Consider the following 8,379-nt stretch of genomic DNA (forward strand, 5'->3'; position numbering starts at 1 on the left):
TCAAGATAAATTTTAAAAAATCCGAGCAATCATTTTACTCGGATTTTTGGCTTAAAACAATAAAGTGCTATAATAATTACGCCAATTTCTCGCCAATCACATCTTTAATCTCACTTAACGCCGTATCAAGATTAGCGACATCGGTAGCACCACCTTGAGCAAAGTCAGGTTTACCACCACCTTTACCACCCAATTTTTCGCAAACATCTTTGATAATATCGCCTGCTTTTACCTTGTCGGTCAAATTTTTACCCACACTTGCGGTAATCGCAATTTTATCTTCATGTACGCTAGATAGTACCACGACACCGTCTGGTAGTTTTGATTTCATATCGTCTGCCACAGAACGAAGCCCCTTGCCGTCCAAGCCATTCATCGTGGCGATTAATACTTTTTCACCGTGAATTGTTTGCACATTATCGCTTAACGATTTGGCTTGCAGGCTTGCCATTTTTTGATTTAGGCGTTCAAGCTGTTTTTCCAAATCACGATTTTTGTCGTTTAGTTGGGCGACACGGTCACTAATTTCATGGCGTTTGGCCTTAAATTGGTTGGCTAGATGTGACAAGGTTTTTTCGCCTTGTTGCACATATTTTAACGCACCCATACCTGTCACCGCTTCAATACGGCGAACACCTGCCGAAATGCCCTGTTCACTGATGATTTTAAACAAGCCAATATCGCCCGTTTGTTTAACATGGATACCACCACATAGCTCAATAGAAAATGGTCTGCCATCTTTGTCAATCGTACCCATTGACAACACACGCACCACATCGCCATATTTTTCACCAAACAACATCATCGCCCCTTTGTTTTTGGCGGTTTCAATGTCTAAGATTTCAATTTGGGTGGTAGTATTGGACAAAATTTGTTGATTAACCAGATTTTCAATGGTGATAATGTCTTGCTCAGTCAAAGGTTTGTCATAAGAAAAGTCAAATCTAAGCAAATCAGCACTCACGAGCGAACCTTTTTGGGTAACCGTATCACCAAATACTTGACGTAAACTTGCGTGTAGCAAATGTGTTGCTGAATGGTTTTTGGCACTGGACGCACGCACTTGTTCAGCAACTTGGGCGCGGCTGTTTTGACCAATGGTAATTTGACCCATTTTAACAATGCCATGATGGATAAAAGCTTGCCCTGATTTTTTGGTATCTAACACTTCAAATACACCGCTTGGCGTAGAAATTTCGCCCAATTCGCCAACTTGTCCACCACTTTCAGCATAAAATGGCGTTTTATCAAGGATAATCACCCCTTCATCGCCTTCATTCATTTGTTCCACAGGTTTTCCTGCTTGGTATAAATGGGTGATTGAGCTTTCATTATTGAGTTTTTCATAACCCAAAAATTCGGTTGCACTATCTACTTGGATAAATTCATTATAATCCACGCCAAATTTACCTGCATCTCTGGCTCGTTGGCGTTGTTCATTCATGCTATTTTCAAAGCCAATTTCATCAATATTTAAACCTTTTTCACGCAAAATATCAGCGGTTAAATCCGCAGGAAATCCATAAGTGTCGTATAATTTAAACACGGTTTCACCATTTAAGGTATCGCCTTGTTTGAGATTTTCCAGTTCAGTTGATAACAGTTTTAAGCCTTGTGATAAAGTTTTGGCAAATTGTTCTTCTTCTTTTAAAATGGCTTGTTCAATTTTTGCCGTATGTTGTACCAATTCAGGGTAGGCATCGCCCATAATACTGGCAAGTGGAGCAACCAATTTATAAAAGAAATTATCGGTTGCACCCAGTTTGTTACCATGACGTACCGCACGGCGAATGATACGGCGTAATACATAACCACGTCCTTCATTACTTGGAATAACGCCGTCCGCAATCAAAAAAGCCACCGAACGAATATGATCAGCAAGCACCTTTAACGATGGCTCATTTTGCATATCGGTGTCTTTTGGCAAACCGATAATATCTCTGGCATGGCTCATTAAATGGGTAAAAATGTCTATTTCATAATTGCTATGCACGCCCTGTATAATCGCACTAATACGCTCTAAACCCATACCTGTATCTACACTTGGAGCAGGTAGTTTTTCTAGCGTACCGTCTTTTTGGCGGTTAAATTGCATAAAGACATTGTTCCAAATTTCTACATAACGGTCGCCGTCTTCTTCAGGCGTTCCAGGTAAACCGCCCCAAATATGCTCGCCATGGTCAAAAAACACTTCCGTACAAGGTCCGCAAGGTCCTGTATCGCCCATTGCCCAGAAGTTGTCCGACTGGTATTCTCCGCCTTTATTATCACCAATGCGGATAATGCGTTCAGGCGATAAGCCAACCACTTTATGCCAAATGTCAAACGCTTCATCATCGGTTTGATATACGGTGACATACAGGCGTTCTTTTGGCAAAGCCAAATAATCAGGCGATGTCAAAAACTCCCATGCCAATGGAATAGCAGTTTCTTTAAAATAATCACCAAAAGAAAAATTACCCAGCATTTCAAAAAAAGTGTGATGACGCGCGGTGTAACCCACATTGTCAAGGTCATTGTGCTTGCCCCCTGCACGCACGCATTTTTGGGAAGTGACCGCACGGGTGTAGTCTCGTTTTTCTAGCCCCAAAAAGGTGTCTTTAAACTGATTCATACCCGCATTGGTAAATAGCAAGGTTGGGTCATTATGTGGCACAAGGCTTGATGACGCAACTGGTGTATGCCCATTTTTGGCAAAAAAATCAATAAAGGCTTGGCGTAGCTCGTTGCTGGTCATTTTTTTTGGTAAAACAGCTTGCATAAAAAAATCCTACGAAAAATAAAAATAACTGTTTATTTTAACATAAATAGATCAGAAAAAATCACTATTTTTTTAAACAAATCCATTCATAAAAAAATATCATCAATCTACAAAAAAGCGAACTTTTATTTCCTTGATATTAGTATGGAATTGGCGTAACATATCTATTAAATAAATGATTAACTTTTTAACTATTTTTAATTGAGTACCATGTTGTCATGGTTTTGTGAGGATGTTATGAACTGGCAACTTTTTAGCGTGATTTCAAGTATTGCGTCAACGGTTTTGGCAGGCGTGTTAATTACCATTGCGTTGGTTGTAGGCTTTGACGAAATTCCCCACATTATCATTGCAGGGGTTGGTGGGATTATTGCATCGTTGCCAATTGCCTTGGTTTTAACCAAAAAAATTCAAACATTAGGTACAAGCCAAGAATAAATCAAACGTAATTTTGAGCAAAAATTGGCTTTTTAAGTCAGACTTACAACAAAAAACCATCAAATTTGTCAAAATTTGGGTATAATGACACTACTTTTTATTTTTGTTTTCAAGTGACAATCTGCCTTTGTAAAAGTGGTGTCTATGCCTTATATATCCCAAACGCACAGCTTTTTAATTGATGATGCGTATTCCGCCGATGTCTTTGGCGAGTTAGAGACATTTTTTAGTGCTTATAGCAGTGATATCAACCAATTACCACGCCTGAGCATCGGTCTTAGCGTGCCGAGCGAATTTGATATTAACGCTGATAATGAGCGAAGTCAAGCCTATCGCCAATTTTGTCAAATGGTGCGGTATATCGTGCCTGATGTCAATATTTTGCCGTTTAAAATTCATCAAAAATCCAAAAATAGCCTAAGTAATGATGTAATAGAATTGTCAGAGACCGTTGCAGAAAATGATTATCAAGCAGTCATTTTGCTTATTCAATATTTTCAAGATGAAATGGCGGAAAAATCGGCAAGCAAAGGTTTTTTTACCAAAATTTTTCCGACCTTTATCGGTAAAAAATCAGAAACGGGCTTACACCCAAACCCAACGCCCCAACCAAAATCCCAACCAAGACCACAACCAATACCTAAGGTGCAACCACAGCCACAAGCAACAATAAAACCAAGCCTAAAACCGCAAAATCCAATGGGCAATCAATCCCAATCATACCGCCAAAGTGCAACAGCCAAACCCCAACCAATGCCAAAGACAGCGGTGCAAAAATTGCCAAGCATAAACCAACGAATGCAACCGTATTATCAGCTTTTGGTGAGTCAAATTTGTCAAGCGGTGCGAGCAACCGACACAGCGAACGAGCAAATGATTAGCAAAATTGTGTTACGTCCACAAAGTGGGCTAAGCCGTGCTTTTATTGAACAAGTTTTTAACAGTTTTCATCAGCGAAATACTGCAGATAGCCTTGATATGCCGTCATTTGGTTTAGAATGGTTAAAACCTGCATTGGCAAAAAAGGCAATAATGATAACTGATGATTTACAGTTTGAGCTAAAAACCAAAGCCAAAACCACGAGCCACGATATTGCCCAACTAAGCAACGGCGATGTAAATGCGGAGGATATTCAGATTTTGGTGGATTTTATTCAATGACAACCACCTTAGAAAAAAATTTATTAAAACAAGGCGTTAAGCCAAGTCGTGTGTATTTGGCTCATGATAACGCATTTTTACATGGTAATTTGTTAGATTTTTTTGCTAAAAAATTTAGCCATATTGACAAATCAACTTGGCAACAACGGTTTAATAGTGGCTTGATTTTAGCTGAAAATCATCAGCCGATGTCTGCAGATATGCCTTATCAAGCAGGGCAGACTTTGCTATATTATCGTGATGTAGGGCAAGAGCCGATTGTGCCGTTTATGGAGCGGATTTTGGCGGTGGATGAGCATTTGATTGTGGTGGATAAACCACATTTTTTACCTGTCATTCCGACTGGGCAGTTTGTTCAACAGACGTTGCTCGCACGCTTGCGATTACACCCTGAATTACAGCAGTTGGATGTTATGGCGATTTCGCCTATTCACCGCTTGGACAAAGATACAGCAGGTGTAATGTTGTTTTCGCATCACCCCAAAACTCGTGCTGATTATCAACAATTGTTTGAAAAAAAGCAAGTGCAAAAAGTGTATGAAGCGATTGCTCCAACTCGGTTGGATTTGGTTTATCCTTACCAAGTCTCATCAAGGCTAGTACGTGGTGAGCCGTTCTTTTTGACAAAGACGGTGGCAGGGGAAATTAATGCGATAACCACGATTGAACATCTTGAAGTCTTGCAAGGTAAATTGACGGGCTTTAGCCGTTATCGTTTAACACCTTTAACAGGCAAAAAACATCAGTTGCGAGTGCATATGGCATCGCTTGGTATGCCTTTGTTGCATGATAATTTTTATCCCATGGTTAAACCCCAAGGCACGGCTGATTTTCATCGTCCATTACAATTATTGGCGAAACAGATTGGGTTTGTTGACCCTATTTCTGCTAAAAATAGGGTCTTTACCACGGAACAACAATTGTTTAGATAAGTTCAAAATTTTGTATTTCTAATTTACCGTTAAAATTAGTTAACTGAACAAAATCTACCGCATCTTTTTCGCCTGAGGCATCTTCATCAAAACTAACCATGCCAGTGTCTTGATTGTAAACAATGTGCTTGAATAAATTGTCCATACTATCTGTTAAGCCTATAAAAATATCTTTGGCAAGAACAAGTTTATCATCGTTGCTAAAGTCTGTAATGCTATCCACATTGCCATTTAATGGCGTATTAAAGATAAATTTGTCTGCACCGCCATTGCCTGTTAATGTGTTGCTTTGTGAGTTGGTATAAATGGTATTATTAGCGGTATTGCCAATACCCACTACCGCATCCCCCATTAAGTGGAGATTTTCTATATGCTCTGATAACGTAAAGCGATTAGCACTGCTGTACACGGTGTCATTGTCACCTTCATTCGCATTTTCGGTAATTTTATCATTTTGATTGTCAATGATATAAATGTCGTTACCATCACCGCCGATTAAGGTATCATCACCGATTCCACCGTCTAAGTAATCATCGCCATGACCACCTGAAATCTCATCATCACCATTACCACCATAAATATGATTGTTGGCGTTGTTGCCAATCAATATATCGTCATGAGCTGAGCCGATTAGGTTTTCTAATTGGGTATTATAGCCGATAAAAGATACACCTTGGATAAAATCAGGCTCATTGATGTAGTACACGCCCTTGGCATCATCATTATTTAAAAATGCAGCATTGACTTGTTGGGCATCGGAATCAAGGTTAAAAAAGCTATTGATAACACCGTTTTTGCCAAAAGAGCCTGCCAATGGGAAGTTTGTTAAATCATGTTTATCTCTTTGAGTTTTATCTTGATAAATATAGCTACCACCTGTTAAATTGACATAAACACCTTGTTGTTCGTTGCTAGCATCAAAGGTATCTATACCAGCTCCATCCCAAATATAAGCATCAAGGTCAGACTTTGTTGTATTAATTGTGGCAAAGCGGTAAGTATCGTCAGTACTTCTGGTTTCTTGATTAACCCCGTAACGATAATGTAAATAAGCCAAATCTAGAATACGTAAATCTTTGGTTTGTACAAAATCGTCAGAATTATCATAAGACATCACGGTCGTGCCTTTACTTTCAATGTCTGATGTATAAAATGGCTTGTCTTTGTCACGACCCGTCTCACTATGAGGGTGCCCCATACCAAGTGAGTGCAGAGTCTCATGCACAGTGGTTAAAAACCCTTTTAGGTTGTCCATTCCGTTTTCACCAGCAAAGTGGTTTTTGCTTAATATAATGTCAGTGCCATTTGCGACACCTTCAGCATCAAGCCTTGAGCCTGGCAGAATTGTCTGCTTATAATAGGTGATTGTATCGCCTTGTCCTCTTTTCCAGTCGGTAACTTCCACGAACTTCACTTTCGTGTAGTATTCAATCGCTTTAAGGGCTTCTCTGACGACTTGTTTATCACTATTGGTCATTTCAATTGGACTAAACGTCAATTTTTCAATTGATCTGAAGTCTTTTTCTTGTTTAAAATAAAAGTTAAGTACTAATTTTTCATCCATACCACCGTAAGTATAATTTGGGAAATAATCTCGAGTTGCCTCTTTTTTTACTTCTTCACGGAATTGGTGGTTTTCTAGTATTTTGATAAAAATCGGTAGTTGGTCATATGGTAATTTGCCTGTCTGACTCACAAAACTGCTATTAGTTGGCATCTCACTGCTAAAGTGTGCTATATCACTGACTTCAACAACTTGATTGATTGCGTTTTTAGTAATCACTTTTGCACGAATTTGTGTGTTATTTTTTAATAACTCGCTACTGATGGTTAAACTAAATGATTGATTTTCATCGACATAGGCACGATGTTCTTGATTATCATTAGTCATTATAATCACCTCATCGCCTTGTTTGGCAATGCCAGAGACAATACCCGTAATCGTGCTTTGTGGTGTGGAAAAATTGTTTGCGTTAATGATGCCATCATTCACAAAATCATTATCCAGCGAAACATTATCAGCAGTCAAGGCTGGCGTGGTAATCGCCTTAGCATAATGTGTGACTTTGCCCTCTCGGTTAAAGATAGTTGTGCCATCGTTGGGTTTTTCGCTCAATGCTACAATCGTATCATCGGTATGAAACTTGTAACTAATTTTTTGACCATTGGCTTTGATAAGTTCATGATTTGGTATGTCAACAAAAAATGTCTGATTTTCTTCGTTCACACCGATGGTGTAGGCTTTGTTATTGATAATCATATCAATGGCATTTAGACGATGTGGATTTAAGCCTTTGGCAAAATCACCAGTTAAATTCACCTTGCCACTCAAGCGGGTTGTCGCTGACAAATCATCAATTCCAATCGCATTATCGCCACCCATACTCGTAATCTGAATGCCTGCTAACGCATTGTCAGCGATTTGATAAGATTGACTATCTGTAGCACTTGTTTCGTTAAGTTCAGCAATTACTTGGTAACTGTCGTTGGTTAAGTATTTGAAATGTTTGCCTTGAATATTAGCAGTAAAGCTTAAATCTTTTTGTAGTTGTGCTTGTTGACTATGGTTGCCAACTTTGATAGTAACCGTCTGACCTTCTTTGGCATCACCGCCACTTACTCGCCCTGTTACTGTGACTACGCCATGACTTTCACTGACATTGATAAAATTGTCATTAGCAATCTTTTCAATCGTAATGGTTACTTGCTCTTTGGGCGGCACAGGTGCCGGCTCTATAGGGCTGATAGTTTCTACAGGCGGTTTTGGTGTAACAGGTGGTTTAGTTTCTTCTTCTGTTGGTGCTGGTTTGGTTATTTCGTCTTTGGGTGGCACAGGTGTCGGCTCTGTAGGGCTGATAGTTTCTACAGGCGGTTTTGGTGCAACAGGTGGTTTTGTTTCTTCTTCTATTGGTGCTGGTTTGGTTGTTTCGTCTTTGGGTGGCACAGGTGTCGGCTCTGTAGGGCTGATAGTTTCTACAGGCGGTTTTGGTGTAACAGGTGGTTTTGTTTCTTCTTCTGTTGGTGCTGGTTTGGTTGTTTCGTCTTTGGGTGGCACAGGTGTTGGCTTTGTAGGGCTGATAGTTTCTA

5 protein-coding genes are annotated in these 8,379 nt (G+C 39.6%); 3 read left to right on the plus strand and 2 right to left on the minus strand.

The annotated features are described in order from the left end of the window. Positions 1-76: 76 nt before the first annotated feature. The gene (alaS, locus tag A3G3_RS0111010; RefSeq protein WP_211207566.1) at positions 77-2,737 is read right to left on the minus strand and encodes an alanine--tRNA ligase; all 2,661 of its coding nucleotides are present in this window, start codon (positions 2,735-2,737) and stop codon (positions 77-79) included. A 261-nt stretch (positions 2,738-2,998) separates the two neighbouring features. On the opposite strand from alaS, the gene A3G3_RS0111015 reads away from it, so the two are divergent. The 3 genes from A3G3_RS0111015 to A3G3_RS0111025 all read left to right on the plus strand — a co-directional run bounded on the left by A3G3_RS0111015 (position 2,999) and on the right by A3G3_RS0111025 (position 5,292). Further along, positions 2,999-3,199, plus strand: coding sequence for a hypothetical protein (locus A3G3_RS0111015; protein WP_019520576.1), 201 nt, complete (start codon positions 2,999-3,001; stop codon positions 3,197-3,199). Positions 3,200-3,343: 144 nt separating this feature from the next. After that, positions 3,344-4,360 (plus strand): hypothetical protein, encoded by a 1,017-nt coding sequence (locus tag A3G3_RS0111020; protein WP_019520577.1) that lies wholly within the window; start codon positions 3,344-3,346, stop codon positions 4,358-4,360. Further along, positions 4,357-5,292, plus strand: a complete 936-nt coding sequence (locus tag A3G3_RS0111025; RefSeq protein WP_019520578.1) for a pseudouridine synthase — start codon at positions 4,357-4,359, stop codon at positions 5,290-5,292. Before A3G3_RS0111020 ends, A3G3_RS0111025 begins: the two co-directional genes overlap by 4 nt. Here A3G3_RS0111025 and A3G3_RS0111030 read toward each other — a convergent pair. Continuing rightward, positions 5,285-8,379: Ig-like domain-containing protein (locus tag A3G3_RS0111030; protein ID WP_019520579.1), on the minus strand; the 3,095-nt coding region annotated here is incomplete at its 5' end. The two genes, A3G3_RS0111025 and A3G3_RS0111030, sit on opposite strands and share 8 nt — an antisense overlap.

This window comes from Moraxella boevrei DSM 14165 (genome assembly GCF_000379845.1).
GTDB classification, from domain to species: Bacteria; Pseudomonadota; Gammaproteobacteria; order Pseudomonadales; family Moraxellaceae; genus Faucicola; species Faucicola boevrei.